The 22237-nt window shown below is 58.0% G+C and carries 19 protein-coding genes and 1 tRNA gene; 10 read left to right on the top strand and 10 right to left on the bottom strand.

Going from position 1 to position 22237, the window contains the following annotated elements:
- Positions 1-21: 21 nt before the first annotated feature.
- The 3 genes from FYJ85_RS06685 to FYJ85_RS06675 are packed head-to-tail and all read left to right on the top strand — an operon-like array spanning position 22 to position 3823.
- Positions 22-444, top strand: coding sequence for a hypothetical protein (locus FYJ85_RS06685; protein WP_106052369.1), 423 nt, complete (start codon positions 22-24; stop codon positions 442-444).
- A 20-nt stretch (positions 445-464) separates the two neighbouring features.
- A complete protein-coding gene (locus tag FYJ85_RS06680) occupies positions 465-2297 on the top strand; it encodes a peptidoglycan D,D-transpeptidase FtsI family protein (protein ID WP_106052370.1) in 1833 nt (610 codons plus the stop codon).
- Positions 2294-3823 carry a glutamate ligase domain-containing protein gene (locus FYJ85_RS06675; protein WP_154417440.1) on the top strand — a complete coding sequence of 510 codons (1530 nt, stop codon included), beginning with the start codon at positions 2294-2296 and terminating at the stop codon, positions 3821-3823. Before FYJ85_RS06680 ends, FYJ85_RS06675 begins: the two co-directional genes overlap by 4 nt.
- Before the next feature lie 183 nt (positions 3824-4006).
- Here FYJ85_RS06675 and FYJ85_RS22995 read toward each other — a convergent pair whose 3' ends face one another.
- The gene (locus FYJ85_RS22995) at positions 4007-5548 is read right to left on the bottom strand and encodes a hypothetical protein (RefSeq protein WP_206213004.1); all 1542 of its coding nucleotides are present in this window, start codon (positions 5546-5548) and stop codon (positions 4007-4009) included.
- A gap of 103 nt (positions 5549-5651) precedes the next feature.
- On the opposite strand from FYJ85_RS22995, the gene FYJ85_RS06670 reads away from it, so the two are divergent.
- From FYJ85_RS06670 to ycaC, 3 genes are all read left to right on the top strand, one after another.
- A complete protein-coding gene (locus tag FYJ85_RS06670) occupies positions 5652-6464 on the top strand; it encodes a helix-turn-helix domain-containing protein (RefSeq protein ID WP_158703770.1) in 813 nt (270 codons plus the stop codon).
- Positions 6465-6745: 281 nt separating this feature from the next.
- Positions 6746-6991: a hypothetical protein gene (locus FYJ85_RS06665; protein WP_106052376.1), complete on the top strand. Its 246-nt coding sequence runs from the start codon at positions 6746-6748 to the stop codon at positions 6989-6991.
- 402 nt (positions 6992-7393) lie between these two features.
- Entirely contained in the window at positions 7394-7999 is a 606-nt protein-coding gene (ycaC, locus tag FYJ85_RS06660) for an isochorismate family cysteine hydrolase YcaC (RefSeq protein WP_106052377.1), read from the top strand.
- 107 nt (positions 8000-8106) lie between these two features.
- Here the strand turns inward: ycaC and FYJ85_RS06655 are convergent, their stop codons facing one another.
- The 4 genes from FYJ85_RS06655 to cysS form a co-directional block, all read right to left on the bottom strand.
- Positions 8107-9003 carry a glycoside hydrolase family protein gene (locus tag FYJ85_RS06655; protein WP_106052379.1) on the bottom strand — a complete coding sequence of 299 codons (897 nt, stop codon included), beginning with the start codon at positions 9001-9003 and terminating at the stop codon, positions 8107-8109.
- Between the two features lie 15 nt (positions 9004-9018).
- A complete protein-coding gene (locus FYJ85_RS06650) occupies positions 9019-10824 on the bottom strand; it encodes a HAMP domain-containing sensor histidine kinase (RefSeq protein WP_106052380.1) in 1806 nt (601 codons plus the stop codon).
- Between the two features lie 14 nt (positions 10825-10838).
- Entirely contained in the window at positions 10839-11534 is a 696-nt protein-coding gene (locus FYJ85_RS06645; protein WP_106052381.1) for a response regulator, read from the bottom strand.
- 139 nt (positions 11535-11673) lie between these two features.
- Complete coding sequence (gene cysS / locus FYJ85_RS06640) at positions 11674-13083, bottom strand: cysteine--tRNA ligase (protein ID WP_106052383.1); 1410 nt, start codon at positions 13081-13083, stop codon at positions 11674-11676.
- Between the two features lie 224 nt (positions 13084-13307).
- Between cysS and FYJ85_RS06635 the strand changes: the two genes are divergently transcribed.
- Positions 13308-13397: transfer RNA gene (locus FYJ85_RS06635), tRNA-Ser, on the top strand.
- Between the two features lie 193 nt (positions 13398-13590).
- On the opposite strand, the gene FYJ85_RS24385 is transcribed toward FYJ85_RS06635, so the two are convergent.
- From FYJ85_RS24385 to FYJ85_RS06620, 3 genes are read right to left on the bottom strand one after another with little or no spacing between them, the layout of a single operon-like run.
- Complete coding sequence (locus FYJ85_RS24385; RefSeq protein ID WP_154417438.1) at positions 13591-13743, bottom strand: IS3 family transposase; 153 nt, start codon at positions 13741-13743, stop codon at positions 13591-13593.
- The gene (locus FYJ85_RS24380; protein ID WP_420856455.1) at positions 13727-13813 is read right to left on the bottom strand and encodes an ArsR family transcriptional regulator; all 87 of its coding nucleotides are present in this window, start codon (positions 13811-13813) and stop codon (positions 13727-13729) included. Before FYJ85_RS24380 ends, FYJ85_RS24385 begins: the two co-directional genes overlap by 17 nt.
- A gap of 35 nt (positions 13814-13848) precedes the next feature.
- Positions 13849-14097 carry a hypothetical protein gene (locus FYJ85_RS06620; RefSeq protein WP_154417434.1) on the bottom strand — a complete coding sequence of 83 codons (249 nt, stop codon included), beginning with the start codon at positions 14095-14097 and terminating at the stop codon, positions 13849-13851.
- Between the two features lie 272 nt (positions 14098-14369).
- On the opposite strand from FYJ85_RS06620, the gene FYJ85_RS06615 reads away from it, so the two are divergent.
- The gene (locus FYJ85_RS06615; protein WP_154417432.1) at positions 14370-16766 is read left to right on the top strand and encodes a hypothetical protein; all 2397 of its coding nucleotides are present in this window, start codon (positions 14370-14372) and stop codon (positions 16764-16766) included.
- Positions 16767-17128: 362 nt separating this feature from the next.
- The gene (locus FYJ85_RS06610; RefSeq protein WP_154417430.1) at positions 17129-17338 is read left to right on the top strand and encodes a hypothetical protein; all 210 of its coding nucleotides are present in this window, start codon (positions 17129-17131) and stop codon (positions 17336-17338) included.
- Between the two features lie 42 nt (positions 17339-17380).
- On the opposite strand, the gene FYJ85_RS06605 is transcribed toward FYJ85_RS06610, so the two are convergent.
- Both FYJ85_RS06605 and FYJ85_RS06600 read right to left on the bottom strand, forming a co-directional pair.
- A complete protein-coding gene (locus FYJ85_RS06605; protein ID WP_154417428.1) occupies positions 17381-18568 on the bottom strand; it encodes a hypothetical protein in 1188 nt (395 codons plus the stop codon).
- 286 nt (positions 18569-18854) lie between these two features.
- Positions 18855-21074, bottom strand: a complete 2220-nt coding sequence (locus FYJ85_RS06600) for a hypothetical protein (RefSeq protein WP_154417426.1) — start codon at positions 21072-21074, stop codon at positions 18855-18857.
- 655 nt (positions 21075-21729) lie between these two features.
- Between FYJ85_RS06600 and FYJ85_RS06595 the strand changes: the two genes are divergently transcribed.
- Positions 21730-22167, top strand: a complete 438-nt coding sequence (locus tag FYJ85_RS06595; protein WP_158703804.1) for an RrF2 family transcriptional regulator — start codon at positions 21730-21732, stop codon at positions 22165-22167.
- Positions 22168-22237 lie beyond the last annotated feature (70 nt).

The following is a 22237-nucleotide window of genomic DNA, read 5'->3' as shown; positions in this document are numbered from 1 at the left end:
GGAGCAGGCACGGGGGAAGTCATGAACATTCAACCGGGAAAATTAAAAAAGCAGCGCAAAAGCGCGCAGACCGCCGCATCGACTCTCGGTGCGAGACTCGCGGCCGTCGTCAAGTTCGCATTCTTCCTCGGTATCATCGCGGCGTTTCTGAACATCTACATCTATCTGAACCAGAAGATTTCGGAAACGGATCGCGCGATCCGCAAAACCGGCCAGCAGATCGAAAAGACCGAACGCGAGATCGCCCAGCTCCGCATCCGCCGCGAACAGCTCTCCCGCTGGGAGCACATCCGCGGCAAGATCGAACAGTTCAAGCTCGGGCTGCGCGAACCCGCACCGGGCCAGGTCGGCCGCATGGCGCTTCTGACGCCGCAGCAGGCCGAGCTGGTCCCGCTCGAATCGGTGGCGTCCGCCCGGCGGGTCCGTCCGAACGGGCGCAACTGACGTTCCCGGCGGAGGTCCGCATGCAGAGCACCAACGACAAGATCCGGAACCGGATCCGCTGGGTTGCAATCCTGTTCATTCCGGTTGTGATCGTTCTGGCGGTCCGGCTCTACTTCATTCAGGTCGTGCAGCACGAATTCTATCTGGAAAAAGCGCGCGCCAGGTATACGACGACGAAAGTGACGGCCGGCAAGCGCGGCGAAATTTTCGATTTTCACGGGAATCTGCTGGTCAGCAACGTTCCGTGCGTCCACATCACCGCCGACCCGTCCCATCTGAAAAAACCGGGGCAGCGGCAGCGCCTCGCCTATCTGCTCGCCGCCGAGTTCCCGGAAAAGAGCTACCAGGATTTCTACGACCGGCTCGTTCCCACCCGCACGAAGAAGGATGAGGACGGCAACGTCGTGCTGAAGGAAGACGGCACCCCCGAAACGGTTCCGAACCGCTACGCGATGATCGCCCGCGGCGTGTCGCTCGAAAAAGCCGCTCAGGTGCGCGAGATCGCCAGACTCAACAAGCTCAATGCGCTCTTCTTCCAGGACTCCTACATGCGCGCCTATCCGAAAGGTTCGCTGCTCTCCAACGTACTAGGCTTCACGAACGTGGTCGACGACAGCGACGTCGCCCAGATCGGGCTCGAGAAATATTTCGACAAGCAGATGACCGCGCAGTTCGGGCGCGAAATCTACGAGCGCGACCGGATCGGCCGCCCGCTGCTCTACGGCCCCCATGTGTCGGAGGAGGCGCGGGACGGGCGGAATCTCTATTTGACCATCAGCGAACCGATCCAGTCCATTCTCGAGGAAGAGCTCGACGCCTCCTTCGCGGAGTGGAAGCCGGCGACGCTCTATGCCGCGATCGTCGACCCGAAGACCGGCAATGTGCTGGCCATGGCCCAGCGCCCGACCTTCGACCCGAACGACCGCTCGACCTACACCGATGCCGCCGGACGCACCCGCATCGCCGAAGACAGCATCGAGCCCGGCTCGATCATCAAGCCCTTCACGATCGGCAAGGCGCTCGACTGGGGGTTCGTCACTCCGGAAACCGAAATCGACTGCGACAAGGGAACCTGGATCTACCTCGGCAAACCGCTGCGCGATTCCCACCCGTACGACAAGCTGACCGTGGCCGGCGTCATTCAGAAATCGAGCAACATCGGAACCGCGAAGGTCGCCATGAAACTTGGAGAGGAGCGCGTCTACCAGGCGCTGCGCATGTTCGGCTTCGGAGAAAAAACCAACCTGCCCTTCCGTACCGAAACCAGCGGCTACCTGCCGCGCGTCTCGAAGTGGGACGGGCTGTCGATCACGCGCTTTCCGATCGGTTACGGCATTCGGGTGACTCCGCTGCAGATGCTGCGCGCCTACTGCGCACTGGCCAACGGCGGCCGCATGCCGCAGCTCCGGCTCGTCGACCGCGTCGAAGACCCCTCGACCGGTGAAATCCAGCACATTCCGGTGAGCGAGCCCGTCCAGCTTTTCGACCACCCCGAGAAGCATCGCGAGCTGATCGATATGATGATCAAGGTGACCCAGAAGGGCGGTACCGCTTATAAAGCGGCCCTCCCCGGCTACGAAGTTGCCGGCAAAACCGGCACGAGCCGGAAATATATTCCGGGCCGGGGGTATGTGGGCGGAAAATATTTTTCAAGTTTCGTCGGCTTCGTTCCGGCGCGCGATCCGGCCTTCGTCATGCTCGTCACGATGGACGAGCCGACCGGCGCCTACTATGCCGCCACCGTGGCGGTGCCGACCTTCAAGCGCGTGTCGCAGCGGGTGCTCCGGCATATGAACATCCCGCCCGACCCCGCGCTGCTGCCCGAAAACAACAGAACCCCGGCTGGACAATGAAACATCTGCACTTCATCGGAATCGGCGGCATCGGCATGAGCGGACTCGCCGCCATGTGCAAGGACCACGGTTTCACCGTGACCGGCAGCGACCGCGACGCGGACCATCCCGAAAACGCCCGCATCATCGATGCGCTGCGCCTCCAGAAAATCGAAATTTACCCGCAGGACGGCTCCTACCTCGAACAAAGCAGCCGCCCCGATGCGCTCGTCTACTCGACCGCCATCGAAGAGAGCAACCCCGACTTCCTGGCCGGAGAGGGCATTCCGCGCCTCCACCGCGCCGAGCTCCTGTCGCAGCTGGTCGGGGAGCTCGGCTTCGGCAATACCGTCGCCGTAACCGGGAGCTGCGGCAAAAGCACGGTGACCGCCTACCTGGCCGAAGCGCTGACCAACCTCGGCGCCGATCCATGCTGCCTGAACGGGGCGCTGTCGAAGCGGTTCCGCGGCGGCCGCTTCGCGGGCAACTACCGGCCCGGCGAAAAGGACTTCTTCGTCTTTGAAGCCGACGAAAGCGACAAGAGCCTGCTGCGCTATTCGCCGGACTATGCGGTCATTCTGAACCTGGGAACCGACCACTACGACCGGGAGGAGCTGATCCGCGTCTTTACGCAGTTCCTGAAGCAGGTGAAGAAGGGCGCCGTCCTCGAGCGGGAGGTCTACGAGGCGGTCAGAGAAGCCCTCCCCCGGCGGCTCGCCGTCCGCGTCTTCGATGCGAAACCGCGCCGGGACTCGCAGTACGCGGTCACCGACTACCGCAAAGTGACCCGGCCGGAAACGATCTACGTCCGGGGCCGCCGTTCCGAGCTGGCCCCGACCGGCGACCGTGCCGTGGAGGATACCATCGGGGCCAACAACATGCTCTCTTTTTACGGCATGCGTTCGGAGGATTTCCGCATTGAGAGTTCGTCTTTCCTGGCCGCCTTCACAGGGGAGCGCCGCATCGTGCTGCCGCAGCCCGGATTCCACACCGCGCTGAACGCGCTGGCCGTTCTCGCACTCCTCGAAATGCTGGAAATCGCCCCGGAAGAGGAGCTGCTCGAGGCCCTCGAACGGTTCGACGGCGTCTGGCGGCGCAACGACTTCGCCGGCGTGACCGTCAAAGGCGCGGCGGTTTACGACGACTATGCGCACAACCCGGAGAAAATTCTCTCCTGCCTCAAGGCCATGCGTGAAATCGCCCCCGGCAATCTCTACGCCGTATTTCAGCCGCACGGCTACAAGCCGTTCGGCTTCATGCGCGACCAGCTGTTCCTCTACCTCGATGAATTCCTGCGCCCGAAGGATCGCTTCATCCTGCTGACTCCGTTTTACGCGGGCGGGACTTCGAGCTTTTCGCCGACGGCGGAAGAGGTCGCCGCCGACTGGAAAAGCCGGACCAGCCGTCCCGAACGGTTCATGGTGTTCCCTGACCGCGACACGCTGGCCGATTTCCTCGCGCTGAAGCCCGAATCCGGCGACGCCGTCGTCATCATGGGCGCCCGCGACAACTCCCTTTCGGATTATGCCGCGTCGCTGACGGTATGAGCGAATTCGACGATTTCAGGGAATGCCCGCTTGCGGCGGAGTTCCGGACATGCTATATTGAGTCCGCCGGCCGGGATTCCCCGGCCGCTGACAGCCCGTTCTGTGAAAACGGCTGATTCGATAGACGGGGAACGGCACGGCGCTTTCGGCCGGGCCGGCTCCCCGTCACTTTTCCGGCGGTCATCACTCCGCGGCAAGAACCAGTTTCCGGCCGTCGGCGGCGAGCCGGAAGGCGAATTCGCGGCCGCCGTCGCGGACGATGCTCCCCTTTTCCGCCCGGAATCCGTAATCCTCGCCGCAATGGCGGTAACGCAGCGCGCCGTCGCGGTGGAAGATCGCGGTACGGTGATATTCGGCACCGCGCACATTGCAGTCGAACAGCAGCGCCTCCCCTTCGGCCGGAAACTCGATCTCGACCGATTCGGGGCCGAGCAGGATGACGGTGCGGCCGCCCGCATCGCTTTTCCAGACGATCCGCATGCGTTCGTTTCCGGCATCCTCGACCGATTCGAATGTTCCGGGGCCGCCCGGGAAGCGGATCGCCGACGGGTTCCAGAGATTCCCGTCCACCAGCGGCAGCGCATCATAGCAGCAGACATTCGACGGGCAGGCCTGTTCGAGGAACGGCTCGGCATACGACTCGCGGAACAGCTGCCAGTCGCGGATGACCAGCCCGCGGTCCGCATCGCGGAACAGATTCACCCGGCCGAACCGCGACAGATACCAGATTCCGGCGCGATTCTCCTTCTTCCAGTCATCGAGCGTAACGACCGCGCTGACCGGCGTAACCGGGTAGCGGCCGCGGAACCACCGCCCCGACGCCTCGAGCGTCTCGACCCGGATTTTACCGGCGTCGCGGAGGCGCGCCAGTTCCCGGAACTGGTACGGCAGCCCGCGCCCGATCCGCTCCCAGCCGAACGAATTCTCCTGCCCGGCCTGAGCGTAGGAGAGCGCGAAATGCGGTCCGTCGCCGAAGTTTTCGCGCAGGAACCAGTCCACCCACTCCCGGCTGCCGCCGCCGATCCCTTCGTAGACGGGTTCGAGCGTGATGACCGGCTGCCCGTTGCCGGCCACTCCGGCCGAATACTGGTAGAGCGGGTCGCTGCCGAGCATGCGGAACACCGGAACCGGAATCTGCATCGCTTCGCTCTGCGCCGGCAGATACGCGTTCTTCCGGCTCGGATAGTAGGCATTCGCCCAGTAGCCGCCCCAGAGCGTATAGCCGTCGGTACCGTACTGGTCTTTGCAGTTGCATCCGGCGGCAATGCCGTATTTCTCATGCAGGAAGTTGAAAAGGTGCGCATCGAAACACCAGCTGCCGACCGAAGCGGGCGGGCGGCCGAAGAGCTCCGCAAACCGGGCGACATAGGCGTCGGCAAGCCTCTCGCGCTCCCGCGGCGTGTAGCCGATGGAGAAGCCGACTTCGACGTTCCAGTCCCACGACCAGCGGCCCCGCCAGCGGATGCCGGCCGCCTCCGCCAGCTCTTCGACGACCTCGAACCAGCAGCCGGCTTCGTGGCTCTCCGGCATCTCCCGTTTCAGGAAATCGACATACGGACCCTTCACCAGCGCGTCGTACTGCAGCAGCCAGGTGGCCGGCAGCGCATGCTGCTTCGCCAGCTCCATCTCCCGGCGGACCGGCTCGAACAGATCCGGCTCTTCCCGGAAACGCGGCTCGACGGCGCGGATGAAGTTGACGATGTTGACGATATTCGTATTTTCCATGAGCATCCCCCTTGCTTTCGTTGAACGGATTTGTTATATTATACCGGATAAAAAGCCGAACGCCAATGTTCAAAACATAAATTTTTTTGTCTTATCTGCTCATATGCAACAATCGAACATCGATCTGCGGCCGAAACGCATCTACCGCTGCGACGGCAGACTCCAGGCGGGGACCTCCGTGCAGGAGAACGCCGCGCCCGCACTGCGCGGCGACATCTGCAATGACTTCCTGAATCCGTGCTACATCCTGTCCGGCAGCGGCTTCTACATCGACGCGGCGGGGCGGCGCTGCCGTTACGTTCCGGGGTCGCTCCTGATCCGTTTTCCGGGAGTGCCGCATCACCAGCACCACGACCGTGGCTTCTACGCCGACAAATACTTCGCGCTGCCGGCCGAATACGGCCGAATTCTGCTTGAGCGGAAGCTCATCACTCCGGAGAAACCGGTCATCGAACTCGGGCTCCGTCCCGCGCTGGCCGGGCGGTTCGACGAACTGACCGGGCTGCTCGAACGCGAGAGCGAGGAGCGGCTGATCCTGGTCATGAACGAGATTTTCCGTTTTTTCTGCGAACTGCTGCTCGACGAATCCGGCCAGAATCCTCTCCACGGCATCATTGCCGCCGGCGCCGCGCTGCTCGAGCGCGACCCGGAGAAACGGATTCCGGTCGAAGCGGTCGCCGCCGAGCTCGGGCTCTCCTATGCGCGGTTCCGGCGGCTTTTCACCCGCGCCTACAAAGTTCCGCCTGCCGAATACCGAATCAGGCGGCGCATCGAAAAAATCCAGTCCCTCCTGACCGGCAGCGACCTGCCGCTCAAAGAGATCGCCGACCGCTTCGGCTATGCCGACGTCTATACCTTCGCGCGCCAGTTCAAGCAGTGCACCGGCATTACTCCCGGACAATTCCGCAAACGGTAAACTTTGCGATCCGTATTTTCCGCGCCGGCCATAAAATCAGGAGTATCTTTCTGCCGATGAAGTACTTGCCGTCAAAAATCCTCAAATACCAGCTACAAAAAATTATCGACTATTCAATATTTTCAGCTCAGACATTTTACTTTTATTATTTAAGCACTACGTTATTAATGAAACATTCGGCAGAATGAGAAAGAGACGCGGGAACAAGATGCGGTCAGGTCGCGGAATCTGGAGCTGCCGTATGGTGGATTGCTTATATTCAATCGATTGGATTATCGTTCATGCATCCGGACAAACAGGCAAAACAGGCTCTGACCAGGGCGATTCGCGAGGCCGGCAACATGCGCCGTCTCTCGGAGAAGACCGGCGTGTGCTACTCGATCATCAACAGCTTCAACAGCGGGAAAAGCAACATCTGCAATATACCGCTCGGGACGCTGATGCGGATTTTTCCCGATCTCTCCATCCGTTTCTTCAAGGAAGACGGCTCCGGCGGGGATTCCCGGGCAAAAGACAGCGACTGCTGAAGCCGCTCCTCCCAGGTCCCCGAACCGCAGAAGCTGCCGGGATGAACGGAAAAACGCCGTAATCTCCCTTTCTGCACGCTGCGCCTGCCCGGCCGGGTGCACCCGCAAGCCGGTTCGCACTCATTACGGACAACCGTCTGCCTGACGCATGTCACCTCCGCCTTCGAAAAAAATGGTCGCAATCCATGCAGCAATCATTTACAAACAAGCAGTTTGCACGATAAAATCGCAGTTTCGCCCGGATTTCATTGATGGAAATGCGATATAAAAATGCGAACCTTCCGGCCCGGCGCTTGACAAAGGAAGTTCGCGTGCTAGATTAATCTTCGAAGAGAGAGGAATCGGAGCAAGCGCCAAGGTCCGGCATCCCGCCGGACAAATATAAAAAGAGGAGGAGTCATCATGTCCAGATTAAACAGAGAAGATGCCGCCATGCTGCTGATCGACCATCAGGTCGGGCTGCTGTCGCTGGTCCGGGATTTCACGCCGGCCGAATTCAAGAACAACGTCATGGCCGTGGCCGACACTGCAAAGCATTTCAATCTGCCGACCGTGCTGACCACGAGTTTCGAACAGGGCCCGAACGGCGTCCTGCTGCCCGAAATCCGCAGGATGTTCCCGAACGCGCCGTTCATTCCGCGCCCGGGCCAGATCAATGCGTGGGACAACGAAGACTTCGTGAAGGCGGTCAAGGCGACCGGCCGCAAGCAGCTCGTCATCGCCGGCATCGTGACCGAAGTCTGCGTCGCCTTTCCGGCGCTTTCGGCATTGAACGAAGGTTTCGAGGTATTTGTCGTCGTCGATGCCTCCGGCACCTTCAACAAGACCACCCGCAACGCGGCCATCGCCCGCATGCAGCAGGCCGGCGCCCAGATGATCACCTGGTTCGCCATGGCCTCCGAGCTCCAGCGTGACTGGCGCGACAACGGCGACGGCCTGAAGAAGATCTACTGCGACCACCTGCTCGAATACGATGCGCTGGTCGTGGCGCACGACGCCGAAAAGTAACCGCCTTTTCAGCGGGAACGGCAGGCCGGAAAGCGGGATATTCCCCCCGGCCGGCCTTGTCCTCTCCCGCAGAAAAGCTCCGCCGGGACTCCGCTCCCGGTCCCTCTTCATTCGACATATTGCCAGTTCAGCAGATCGTCGCTCCAGGCGAAGCCGATGCAGGCGTACTGATCGAAAATCACGCTCTCGTCCTCCGGGCCGGTCCCGTGGAAAAAGAGCAGCGCCTTCCCGACCTCCGGAACGGAACGCAGGTCCGCGACAACTCCGGCCGTCAGCCGCCCCCGCGCCCACGGCCAATGCGCCTGCCCGAGCGTGATCAGCTCCGGCGAACGCTCCCAGTCAACGAGGTTCCGGCTCTTCATCAGGCCGATCCCGTTCGGCGGCGAATGCCAGAGCCAGTACTCGCCGTCCACCACCTCGACACAGACGTTTTCACCGCTGTCGGCATGGCCGGCATACTCCCAGTGCACGAGATCGCGCGAATGCGACAGCGACACGCCGTTCTGTTTGAAAAAACACCAGTATTTGCCGGGTTCCTCCCTGTCCTCAAGCAGATACGGGTCGATCATGCGCCCCATCTCCGCATCGGGAACCGCATCCCCTTTGACCCGCAGCAGCTCGGGAGCGTCCCAGTGGATCAGATCATCCGAACGCCGCAGCCAGATCCGGCAGTTCGCATTGCCGTACTTTTCGCCGTTTTCGCGGCAGTAGGTCTGGCAGCAGAGGCAGAAACGGCCGCCGAAGCGGATGATGTTGCCGGGACTCGAATAATTCAGCGCCCGGTCCCGCTCCGACAGCTTCCGGACCGGAGTGAAGTGTACGAGGTCGGTGCTGGTCGTCATGGCCAGATACAAATAGACGGTGCCGTCCTCTTCCGTCTCCACCAGCGTGAAATACAGATAGAAGCATCCGTTGCGGTAGAAAACCGCCGGATCGCGGTATGCCGTCTTCGCATCGCCGCGAAGCAGCACGGGAGACGTGAACGCCTGCCAGTTCAGAGCCATGATTTTCCTCTTTCGTTATGATGCGCCCGATGCACATCCGCTTTTCACAATCGGCAGCCGCAGCAGGAACGTGCTGCCCTCGCCGGGCCTGCTCCGCACTTCGGCGGAACCGCGGTGCAGCTGCATGATATGCTTGACGATCGCCAGGCCGAGCCCGGTCCCGCCGGCCTTGCGGCTCCGCGCCTTGTCGACCCGGTAGAAGCGCTCGAACAGCCGCTCGACATGCTCGGGGGCGATGCCGCAGCCGCGGTCGGTCACCGACAGCACGGCATTGCCGTCTTCGGTATGGAGGCGAATCCGTATTTCACTCTTTTCACCGCTGTGCTTGATTGCATTGTCAATCAGGTTGACGACCGCCTGCTCGATCAGCTGCACGTCGATGCGGACCTGCGGATTCGCTTCGATTTCGGTCACCAGCCGGATTCCGGCCTCCTCGGCGCGCGGCTGTTCGAGCTTGACCGCCGAGGCGAGCGGCAGCGACAGATCGCAGTTCACCAGATCGTACCCCTCGCCCGACGCGCGGTATTCGAGCAGCGACAAACTCAGGATATCCTGCACGAGATTGTTGAGCCGCTCGGAGTGGGTTGAAATGATCTCCATGAAGCGGCGGGCGCTCTCCGGTTCGTTGATCGCGCCGTCCTGCAGCGTTTCGACGGCGCCGCGGATCACGGTCAGCGGCGTCTTGATCTCATGCGACACGTTCGCCACAAAGTCCCGGCGGAAATTTTCGAGCTTGCGCAGCTGGGTCATATCGTAAAACACGAGCAGAATTCCCTGCCGGTCGTTTCCGTTCCAGCGCAATGTGCAGCCGCGCACCCGGAGCTGCTTGTCGCCGCTCGGCAGCGAAAACGGGAATTCCGCCTCAGCCGGCTCGCCGCCCTCGCGCAGGCGCTTCAGAAAATCAGCCAGCGCCTCATTCCGCAGAAGCGCGCCGACCGGCTGTTTGCGGGGGTCTCCCTTGATCTGGAAAATCCGCCGCGCAGCGCGGTTCGTGTCGATGATGTTCTCATCGACGTCGAGAACGACGACCCCCTCCGAGAGCGCCGCGAAAATCGCGTCGCGTTCCCCCTTCTCGCGCGTGATTTCACCGATCCGCGCCTTGAGCTCCTCAGCCATGCGGCTGACACTGCCGCCGAGCTCGCGGATGGCGCCGCGCCGCGGCACCGGCAACCGCGTATCGAGGTCGCCCGCCGCGATCCGCGCCGACGCGCCGCAGAGCGCCCGGACCGGACGGGTAATGGTCTGATACAGAAACCAGCAGAATCCGGCCGCAATCAGCATGGTCACCAGAACGGCCCAGAGCACATCCATCCGCGCCCGGCGCAGCACCGCATCGATCTCATGAATCGAAAAGGCCGCCCGCAACACATAATGCCGGTCGCCGATCGCAATCGGCATTGCGCAGTAGATCATCCGGCGCCCGCTCGTCGAACTGTGACGGATCACCGAATAGCTCCCCTCCCCCTTCGCGAAAGCCTGCATCGCCTCCACGACTTCGGGACGCCGTCCGTGATTGTCCATATTGCCCGGCTGCTCGTCGGAGTCGGCAATCACTTCGCCGTCCGCCGCAATCAGGGAAATCCGCGTGCGTGTCGCCCTGCCCTCGGCCGAAAAGAACTCCTGCAGCCCCGCCAGGTCGCCGGCACGGACCAGCCGAGCCGCCTCTCCGGCAAAGAGCCGCCCCCGGCTCTCGAGCTCCCGCTCGGTTCGCTCCACATAGAGCTGTTCAAGCGAACTCGACTGCCACCATGCGAAGACCGAGAACACAAGCGCCACGGCGATGAATATGCCGGGCCAGGAGAGAAACAGATCGTTTTTCATCGTTTTCCGTCGCCTCACTCCTGGGCGAAACGGTAGCCGACGCCGCGGACCGTCTCGATCAGATCGCCGTGGCCGCCAAGCTTGCGGCGCAGGCTGACCATCTGCACATCGACCGCACGCTCCGTCACCGGATAATCGTCGCCCTTGACTTCATTGACGATCTGGTTCCGCGTGAACACCCAGCCCGGGCGGCGGGCGAGCAGATAAAGAATTTCGAACTCCGAAAAGGTAAGCGAAAGCGCATGTCCGTCGATCGCAGCTTCGCGGGTGCCGCGGTTCATGGTGAGGACACCGCGTTTGAGCGAAGTCGAAGACTCCTCAAGTTCGGTCGGGTTGACGCGGCGCAGAACCGACTTGATCCGGGCGATCAGCACCTTCGGGCTGAACGGCTTGGCCAGGTAATCGTCCGCGCCGACTTCGAGTCCGGTCACGATGTCGCTCTCCTCGGATTTCGCGGTCAGCATGATGATCGGCACAGCGGCGGTCCGCGCATCGCGGCGGAGGCGGCGGCAGACCGACAGGCCGTCGATACCGGGCAGCATCAGATCGAGCAGAATCAGATCCGGTTTGAATTCGGCCGCCTGAGCCAGCGCAGCCTCGCCGGAGTCGCAAAGCCTGACCCGGTCGAATCCCTCTTTGTTCAGGTTGTAGCGGATCAGCTCCTGAATCGCTTCCTCATCCTCGACTACCAGTATCTTTTCTTTCGCCATGTCAAGCCCCTCTTTGTCTGTTGGATGAACATAATATATTTCAACAATGTTCAGCTTCGGTATCCGGAACGTTAGAATTCCGTTAAAGGAGGCCGGCAGCCCCTCCCCCTGGAACTCCAACGATCCGCAGGGGGAGACGTCAGGCTTTCTTAAGCCGGTATTCCTGCTTCGGCTGGTCTTCGACCACATAGCCGAGCTTCGCGATTTCATCCCGGAGCCGGTCGCTTTCGGCGAAATTCTTCGCAAGCCGCGCCGCCTTGCGCTCTTCGGCGAGCTGAACCACTTCCGGCGGGACTTCATTGCACCGGACGGCATCCACCTCAAGCGCGCCGATCACGGAGTCGAAACGGCGGAACGCGCCGAGAATCCTCTCCGCCCCGGCCTTCGAAAGTCCGCCCGCGTCGGCCAGCTTGTTGCCGGACCGCAGGAGCTCGAACATCGCGGCAAGCGCCTCGGAGATGTTCAGGTCGTCGGCGATCGCGCTCGAGAAAGCCGCGGCCGCGGTCGACACGGCCAGCTCCGCCTCGGAGCCGTCCCCTTCCCGGTCAATCGACCGCATGCGGTCGAAGAATTCGTCGAAACGGGCCAGCGTCTCCCGGGCCTGCCCCAGCGCCTCCAGCGTGAAATTCAGCTTCCTGCGGTAGTGGGCGCCGATCAGCACCCAGCGGATTTCGCGCCCCTTCCAGCCCATGCCGGCAAGATCGCGCAGCGTGTAGAAGTTGCCGAGCGATTTCGACATTTTCTCGCCGTTGACCATCAAGTGTGCGCAGTGAAGCCAGTAATTGACCCATTTCTTCCCGGTGGCAGCCTCGCTCTGAGCGATCTCATCCTCGTGGTGCGGGAACATGTTGTCGATGCCGCCGGTGTGGATATCAAACGCATCGCCGAGATATTCGCTGGACATGGCGCTGCATTCGATATGCCAGCCCGGCCGCCCTTTGCCCCACGGGGATTCCCAGGCGACGTCTCCGTCGAGTTCGTCCCACGCTTTCCAGAGCGCGAAGTCGGCCACGGAATCCTTCGCATACTCGTCATTGCGGATGCGGACGCCGGAGCGCTGGTTCTCGCGGTCGATCTTCGCAAGCTTGCCGTAATCCGGAAACTTGTCGATGGAGAAATAGATCGATTGATCCTCGGCCTGATAGGCGTACCCCTTCTCCATCAGGACGGAGATCAGGCGGATCATCTGCGGGATGTGGTCGGTCGCCGCCGGATAGACTTCGGCCGGTTCGATATTGAGGGTTTTGAGATCCTCAAAAAAGGCCTTCTTGTATTTCGCGGTGAAATCGCGCAGCGGAATCCCGGCCGCCCGGGAATCGCGGATGGTCTTGTCGTCCACATCGGTCAGGTTCATGACCTGGCGGACCCGGTAACCGAAAAACTCGAGCGTGCGGCGCAGCAGGTCCTCGAACATATAGGCGCGGAAGTTGCCGATATGCGCATAGTTGTAGACGGTGGGACCGCAGGTGTACATGCCGACTTCGCCGGACCGGATCGGATGAAACGGAACGACGCGCCGCTCCATGGTATTGAAAAATTCGAGGCTCATAAACTCTCCCATCATTGACTGACATGAACGCACGATATAATTTACCGTATTTCCCCGTCATTTACAAGGGGAAGCCTGAAAATCCCCGCATTATCCGAAAAAATCCGGCTGGACCTTCAAAATGCGACAAGATTTTCAGATATTTTTTGCATATCCGGGGTTGATTTTACCCGAAGAGGTGATATTTTATGAAGACACACCGCTCCGGCAGGGACGGTGCAAGCGGAGAGATGGCTGAGCGGTCGAAGGCGGCGGTCTCGAAAATCGCTGTACGGGCAACCGTACCGAGGGTTCGAATCCCTCTCTCTCCGCCATTTGATATGAGAACGAAATTTTCAACGATTGTCTTAGACAGTCCTGTTTCGTTTGAGCAATATAAGGTATCCCGACAGGAATTACTCCCGGTCGGGATTCTTTCTTTTAATCTTCAGTTTCTGAACTCAACAGTTCAAGTTCGCCATCCCGATACATCTCTTCAATTTGATCTGGCGTTTTATAGCCCAACTTTTAATGAATCCGTTTGGAATTGAAGGAATCGACATACTCTGCCACATCTTGGAATAGCTTTTCCGGTTCCTCATAAAAGTGATGTGACAATTCTTCAGCCTTCATAGACAAAAAGAATGATTCTGCGACTGCATTGTCATAAGGTACCGGCATTGCGGAGTTTCCGCAGATGGCGCTCTACCGTGGGACGGCTCTTCTGTAACGCTTCAGCCAAATTCGGCACCCGCCAGCCGGAATGAACCCGCAAAAACCTAATATTTAATCGGATCCTTCGCTCAAGATTGCAACTTCTGTTTCCTCAAGACTACGGCCGGGAAGCCGCAGCAGCTCCCGAAGCATCTCCATTTCACGGGCAATGATAAACTGTATGAAGTCATCTGTGCTGCGATAGGCCTTTTCAAGTGCGGCGATATATTCCAGCCGCAAGATCGGCGGAATGATCATTGTATTTTGCATTATTTCAACAGGAAACCTATTGAAAGAAAGAGATTTATCGTTGGTTTTCATCCTAAATAAGAGCATTGTTGATTTTCGCAGAGGAGACCCGGCTGAGCAATTTCAAAAGGGTCGTTTTCCATGGATGCAGCCAGAATATTTTTCACCAGGCTTGCACATCGGAAAAGTGGAGGCTATAGTAGCCTGCCGCACTCTTGAAAATGTTTCTCCACGCGGGTGGCCACAGGCGAAACATGGTGCAAAAAAACAAGTTATTTGTTACGGTTGTATTTTTCCTGAAAAGCAGGATTGCGCGTTCCGAAGAAAAATTGGAGGGATTGTGAATGAATTGTTTCCGTGTGCAGGCCGGCATGGTTTTGCTGTCTGTTGTCTGCGGATGTCTGTTCGCCGGAGAACCCGTTGCGACACTGATAGGTTTTGACCTCATGCGGGGAAGTCAGCTCTCCTCATTCAGGGAGGAACCTCGGGATTGTTACGAGCTTAAGAAAAATACACTGCAGATCAAAAAAAAGCGTTTCGGAGTGGAGTGTATGTTCCGCAGCAGATCCTTGCGACCTTCCGAAAAGAACTCGATCTCCTTTCAGATCAAGGCGGCAGGGGGAGAAAGCGCTCACCTGAAGGCTTTTTTGACCTTCTACGCTTCTCATGCATCAGATACCGAGCGATGCAATGGGACAACCCCAAAAAAGAAATTTGACCTTTCTTGTACAGCGGAGCCGGATTTTCAGACGTTTCGCTTTCCGCTGGAAATCAATGCCGAAGACTTGGTATGCGAGCAGTGCGGACGTACACTGCACATTGGCAGGTTTTCTCTCAGCGCATATCTGGATGAGCCAGATGGAAAAGACAGCCGTTCATCCGGAAAAAATGCGGGAGTGGAAATCTCTCCTTTTTCTCTGACAACAGAATTCCCGGTGATCATGGGCACCCGGAGGCAGATTTCCTCTACCATGTGGCTGACGGATTTGCTCAAGCCGGGTGCGCTTCCTGCCGCAGGCGCACCCGCTCAGCCGAAGCCGCGCGCCCTGTCCGGAAAGGTCGCGGGAATCATGCCGGACGCCGAGCAGGTCCGGGAGGAGTTGATGGCGTTTCAGCCTGTGCTCGATCTTCTCGACCGGGGCGATGATTCTGCCGCAGTCGCGAAGGTGAAGCAGATTGCAGAAAAAAATCATTTTGCAATGGTCTATCTTTACCTTCTCTGCAGTCGGGGATACAGCGGCGTCCCGATCGACTATTCTCAGGCAGCGCGTTATTTCAGCAATTTTATCGGCAGCTTTCAGGGAGAACGAACTCCCGGTTTTATGTTCTATCTGTATGAATACAACAACATCTGGAAGAAATATCGCCTGCCTCCAAACGTTCCAGGAGAACATGTTCAAATCCTTGCCTGGGGCCGGGAGATGTCGACCATGCCGGAGGATATCCCTTTGCGGGGAACTCGTCCTCTGAAAGAGTGTTATGAGGAGAAAATGCGAAATATCGGCGGCGTCGCTGCGCGGGTCCTTTATCTGATCGGGCGGGAACAAGCGGAACCCGTCCGGTCTGAACTAATGAAGATGGCGCGGGAACGAGAGTGTGCCGAGGCGTGGGCCGAGCCGTTCACGCCCTATGAAGATCGCTCCAGCAACGATGTGTGGGATTTGAAGACGGAAGGAGTTGTGGCGATTTCTCCGGAAAAGTTTCAAGAACTTCAGCACGCTGCCGACTTGGGATATGTTCCCGCGAAACTCCGGGTGGCAAAACTGCTGTTGAAGAATTCTCTGGGCATCGACCCCGATCCCGTCCGGGCGCGGAAACTGATTCAGGAAGCAGTCGTCATATGCAGCGAGGCTGAGAAGAACGGGTGCCCCCACTATCAGACGGATTTCGGCTACGCTCAAGCTCTTCAGGAAGTCATTCCCGATGAAAATGTACCGACGAAAGAACTGCTTTGCCAGTGGTCGGCTATCCATTCTTCCCCCAATTCGTCGTCGCACATCAATGAATTGAAACTCTCCGTACTGAATCATTTGCTGGCTCTCCGGAAAGACAATCCGGATCGCGGATTCTTTCAGGCCATGCAGCTGCCGGCATCTCAGCAGGCCCGGCGGGAAGAGCTGATTCGCGAGGCGGCGAATCAAGGCGGTCACATTGCAATTCAGAGGTGTTTGGCTCATTCATTCGGACACCGTGACCATTGGTATTATCTTTATCTTGCGGGAAAAGCCGAGCTTTCCTGGCGGGGGAACACGCCGGAATCTTATTTCAGCAAGGCCTATGACGAGATGAAAGGAAACGTTTACGCCACCGGTGAAGAATATGTGCGGAATCTTGCTTTGCTCGCTCCTTACGATGAAAGAGCCGGACGGGAATATGAAAGCCTGACCACGCGTCTCAATTTCAAACTTGAGAGCAGCGAGCCGGAAACTCTTTCCGGAGCATTGGAATCTTTGAATGGGAGACAGGTCATTAAAGTTCTGGCAAAACCATCAGAAAAAACACGGTATCTGGATATTACACTCGGCCAGGAGGTACGCGGATTCTTAACTCTTGATTCTTCTTCCCGGGAGATATCCAACAATCACGTTCGCCTTGAGTTTTCCGATTCCCGTGGCAAGTCGAACCAGCTGCTGATCAACAGTTTTACTTCCATGGATACAATCCCGAAAAAAATGAAGCTGGTAATCGGACCACGCCAGCAGCCGCTGGAACTGAAAATTGTTCCCAATCTCTCCAAGTAACAAGGGGCTAATCTATCTATCCGACAATGACTTAAATCATGCTTCCGAGCTCAAACCACAAGTATGATACTGGCGTATCTTAAAATGTTTATGCGAGCGTAATTAATACGAATCAAGGAATCATATGGATGAAAATAATTTTTTGTGTCACAGCAATCTGTCTGGTGCCATATGCAATTATTACATCCATAATTTTCGAGCATTAAAAAAAGCGGCACAACGATGCTATCATATCTGGCAGAGATCCTGTTAAAACGATGAATACGGTTGAAAACCTCATTTCATATCATCATATCTTACCATCTCATTATAAACATGTTGCTTAAGTCATCGAATCGATCACGGGGCTCCCCGGAGAACTAATGCTGCCAACAGATCGCTTTGGAAAGGAAACCTTTGTTGAACAACCGCAAATGGGTGGGGAATGCGATAGGGAATGGATAACAGAAGACCTCGGTCTTTTGAGCGATATGACTATCGATGAGGAATTGGATCATATTACTGCTGTTTTGTTATGCTCAGCCACCTGCTGTGAGAACGAGGTAATGACACGATCAGAGACATTCCATTGACCGCAACCATTTGAAAAATTTTCAGGGGAAGAAGAAGGAAGTTCAGGCACGATCGTCTCCTTTCCCGGACTCACCATCGCGGACGAGCTTGCGGCGACACCTGCAGCAATGGCCGGTCTGCAGCAGAAAGCGCCATGCGCTGACATTGTTCGACGGCCCGTTCTGGTAGCGGCACCCGGGACAGCGGAAATTCAACTGCCATTTCCGGCGCAAACTCCATAGTACCACTGTCCACCAGAACAGGAGAATCCCCGGAAACAGAATGCCGCCAGCCGCCCAGTATCGCCGGTCATTCTGAAAAATGATCTGCAAGATCAGAAAAGACAGCAGGACTCCGAGCATGAAAGACAATCCGATACGCTGAATTTTCCCATAACGGTGTAAATTGCGCCAATCCATCATCTCCGGCGTATCCGGTTCCGGGGCGGTTTCCAGAAGTGGCGCACCGCAGGCACTGCAGTTGCCGGTGACCGCCGCCAGCCGGTGGTCCGGCTCCCGGTGACAGTGCGGACAATGGTGTGCGGGATCGGGAATCATGCTCCTGTAATTCTTATTCAGTTTGCGATTGAGCCTGTCGCATTTTCGATCAAGCCACGCGGCCAATTCCAGAAGTTTTTCAACTCCGACAACTCCGATGAATCGATAAAGGATGACGAAAACTCCCAGAGCCATGACAAAGCAAGCCGCCAAGCGCGGAGACTCCACATCCATGCCGCCGTCTTCCGGAAAAAGGAAGAATCCCACAACGAGAGCCGGGATGCAGACAATAACCATCAGGAGCAACTGGCCGACCTCCAAACCGATAGAAATACCCGGCTGGTTCGGATTGCGAATCCGCATTGCTTCCGGCGGGAGGGTATAACCCGGCAGGAGTTTTCTGCGGTCGTACACGATCACGTTGTGGCATTCCGGGCAGCGTCTTGACACCGGTTGAAAGAAAACGAGTTTTTTCCGGCATACCGGACAGCGGGGCCAGCGGGTCAGCAGTCGAAGGTTGATCTTGTCAAACCCCGCCGCCAGCAGGAACGGCCATGCGGCGAGAACGACCAGGTATGCGATTGCCGGCCGCTCCGGCGGCCACGGCGCGGCCATCTGCTCCCAGACGAAGCATCCGATAAGAATATAGGCGCCCCCCAGAAATAAAGTGAAAACTCCGGTACGGACCGCCACGGCTTTCCTTTTCGCTTCCAGCTCTCTGCACAGGTCGGCAATATCATAAGAGTCATGCATTACTTTTTTCTTTTCTCAACATCGTTGCGACTGTATTTCGTTGCACTGTCCGTGGCATTTTCCGGCAATATGGATGACTCGATAATTTCTTGACAGGAAAATACATCGAAATCAAGTGCAGTTCAAATTGTTCAACGGAAAAGTAACTGATTTCGAGTTGTTCCCGTCTGCAAAGGTGATTGTTTCCGCATTGCCGGCCGGGAGAAAGTTCGGAGGGGGAATTGAATCCCCCCTCCGAATTCCGTGACGCATCAGGCAGCAGTATTGCGGTTAAGTCACAACCCGGTTACTGCTTCGGAGCTTCCGGCTGCGACGGAGCCGGCGACGGCTTGACCGGGGCGGCCGGAACAGCCGGGACCGGAGCGGATTTCGGGGCGAAAAAGCGGTTATAACACCAGTAGCCCGCTGCGGCGCAGAGAAGGACGAAAAGCACGATGCAGAGAATCTTAACGATTTTACTGCTCCGGGACGGCTTGTTGAAGAGGTCCACGAGATCACGCCTGATGTAGTTCGAATTCGGAATCGGCGGAACGAAGGTGAAGATTGCCCCCATCCGGCGGCTGAGCCGCATCGGCCGGTTTACGGCATAGCCGTTCGCTTCAAGGAAGCGCGACAGGTTCCGGCGGTAGAGCTTGACGAGCGAAACCGCCACGACCGGACCGCCGAAAATAAGTATGATGCCGAGAAGCACCGCCAGGACATTCCAGATCGAAACATTCGCCAGCTGTTTGACGATGAATGCGATCGAACTGCCGAGGGCGGCGATGCCGATGCCGCCGCCCATCAGCAGCATCGAACCTGAAACAGCCGGCGTCTGCATTTTCGGCGCGGCAGCCGCTTGCGGCGCAGTCGCCGCCGTGGCGGCCGCATTGAAATTGGTTTCGAGCTGCTTTTGCGCCTCCTGACTCCGGGCCGAGAAAAAGCGGTCGGCCTGGTTGCCGATGAATTCGCCGAATTTGTAGAACGGCATGCGCAGCGCTTCGGAGATGGAAACCGGCTGTTGAACAAGGTCGATGATCTTGGCGTCCCACAACTCTCCGTCGGCGGAGAAAAAGATGCCGTGCTTGTTGATGAAAAGATTGCGAATATTGCCGCTGGTGACCGCCACAGCCAGCTTCATCGTCTTTTGCGCATCCGGTTTGCCGGTGCTCGCATCGAGATAGATGACGCAGATGTCGCTGAGCTTCACGATCGCCTTGTGCTCTGCGACGTTTTTGACGATCGACACCAGGGTGAAATTCCTCCCGTCCATCACGAGCATGCCGGCCTGCAGGAGCGACGACGTGCCGGGAGTGAACAGCTGGCTCAGGTTTACGAAGTTGTTCAGAAATTCGAGCAGATAGCGCTGAAACAGAATCAGTTTGAGCAGCTGCTCGCAGGCGCCGATCCGAGGTGCGACTGCAAGGTCGGCCGCAATCATGCCGCGCAGCGCGGCGACGGTTTCGGGCGCGGTCTGACGGCGCAGGCTGTCGAGGTCGTAACCGTCGAATGTGCTGTTCGGTTTCGCCGCAACCCAGGCGGCATACGGGGCAAACCGGGCCTTCAGCTTCTTCCAGTTGTCGTTGGAGAGAGTGTTTCCGACCAGAAACTCCCCGATATGGGCATCGGCGGCGAAGGCGAGCAGGGCGTCGCGTTTAAGCGGATTGAGCTTCGCCGAAAAATCGAGCGTTTCGTCCGGGCGCGGCTCCGCGACCGGAGCAGAAGCGAAGAAGTCCCGGATCGCCTGATTGTTCAGCAGGTCGATCGTCGATTCGACCTTGCGCAGCCGATCCGGCGCCTCACGGCTGAAAACGCGCGCCTCACAGGCGATGAAATAGTCGTCGAGCTCTTTTTCCAAAGCGGAAAATTTTCCATAGCTGGCGGCTGTATCGTCTCCGAACGGCTTCAGGGCGGCCGGATTCGCGGCCGGTGCATCGACCCAGTTCACATACGCGGTGGCCGCCGCCGTGAATTGGTCGAGAATGGCACTGTCGATGCCTTCCGCTCCGCAGATGTCCTTGATGCTGCCGAAAAGTTTCATCGCGGAATTGACCAGCTCGGCCGTTTCGGGCGTGTCGGCGGCTCCGGGCGGAATGATGCCGTCGCCGTTCTGACGGGCGCAGGCGATGATCTCCTTGTCGTTGCGGATCTGGGCGAGCGACAGCCTGCCGTCGGTTTCGCGGCCGATGTTCGAGAGAACGAGCTTCGCCGCGTCGAGCAGCCGCGCGCCTTCCGGACTGGCGGCGTCGATAGCGGAGAGTTCAAGCACATCGCTTTCCGCCTCGAAACCGGAAAAATCGTTCATCATGCCGAGAAACCAGCCGACGGCGCGCTTGACCTCGTCGGTCCGGATCTGCCGGTTCATATCGTCATCGAGAAAGGCCAGAAACTGTTCGTCGCTGCGGACGGAGTCCACACTGACGCTGTTGAGCGCCCAATGCGCCTCATCGAGCGACAGCAGCAGCCGCAGGTCTGCGGCGGTTCTGATCACCTGCTGGTAGGAACCGCCGATTCTGCGGAATTCCATACGTTGATTTTTATTTTGTCCGGCGTCCATCGCATATCCTGCCGATTGTTGCATATCAATGTTGTGAATCAATAAAAGAATCCGATGCATGGTTCTTCCGTTTTCTACTATACTGGTATTTCCGGGGGAATGCAAGCGGCATTTCCGTTTGCGGTTCCGATTCCGCGGCAGGAGGGGCGCCGGTTCTCCAGCCGCCGGCAGGCGGAATGGAGAATCGCCGGGCAATAAATATATGCTATATGATCGAGTGTATGGAGAATTGCAGTAAAAAACGGCGGTCCGGCTTGACGGGAATTCGATAACAGGGGGAATTCCGGCCGCCCGGGGAAGCGATCTTTGCGTCCGGAGAGCTCAATGGCCGATTTTGAACAGTGGAAGATTTTTTGCGAAAGAGTTGGCCGCAATCCGGATTCATCCGTGCCAAGCGACAAGAAAACAGGTAAAAAAACATGAAAAATCGGCTTTTATTAAAAAAAACATGAAAAAAACTCAAATTCCGGCTTGACTTTCTATTTAGCTGCATTAGTGTACAGGTAAGCAAAAGAAACAACATGGTTGGTTGAAAACAGCAGAAGCGGTTCAGTTTCTTTTTTGGATGTCGGCAATATATGTAATTATGTACATATATAACATATACGATGGAAAGTGCACGAAAATGGCAAATTTTTTTCACATGTCGGAAGCTGCGGCAATCGGAATTCACAGCTGTGCATTGATTGCGATGGAGCCGGAAAAACCGCTGAGCGCGCGTCAGATCGCTTCGAGGCTCGGGGTCTCGTACGATCACACGGTTCGGGTGCTGCACCGGCTGCGGCAGGCGAAGATATTGAAAAGCGTGCGCGGTCCGGCCGGAGGTTTCCTGCTCATGAAGGAACCGGGGATGATCCGGGCGCTGGAGGTGTTCGAAGCGCTGGAAGGCAAGGTGGAGGATCGGTACTGCCTGTTCCTGAACAGCAAATGTGAAGGACGCTGCGCCCTGTTCGGAGAAATCACGAGTCTGGTGAACCGGCAGGCGAGAGAATTTTTCGGCCGGCTCTCTCTCGAGGAGCTGGCCGTGAGGATGGAGGATGTCGTAAGTGAAGTCAATCTGTAAGATGGCGATAAGGAAGAGGAAATATGACGGTTGCGGCCATTGCTCCGGCAGCCGTCGGGAACGCGCATTC

This window comes from Victivallis lenta, assembly GCF_009695545.1.
In the GTDB taxonomy this organism is placed as follows: Bacteria; Verrucomicrobiota; Lentisphaeria; order Victivallales; family Victivallaceae; genus Victivallis; species Victivallis lenta.
The sequence above is the reverse complement of the archived record's forward strand: the minus strand, read 5'-3'. Positions and strand labels throughout refer to the sequence as shown.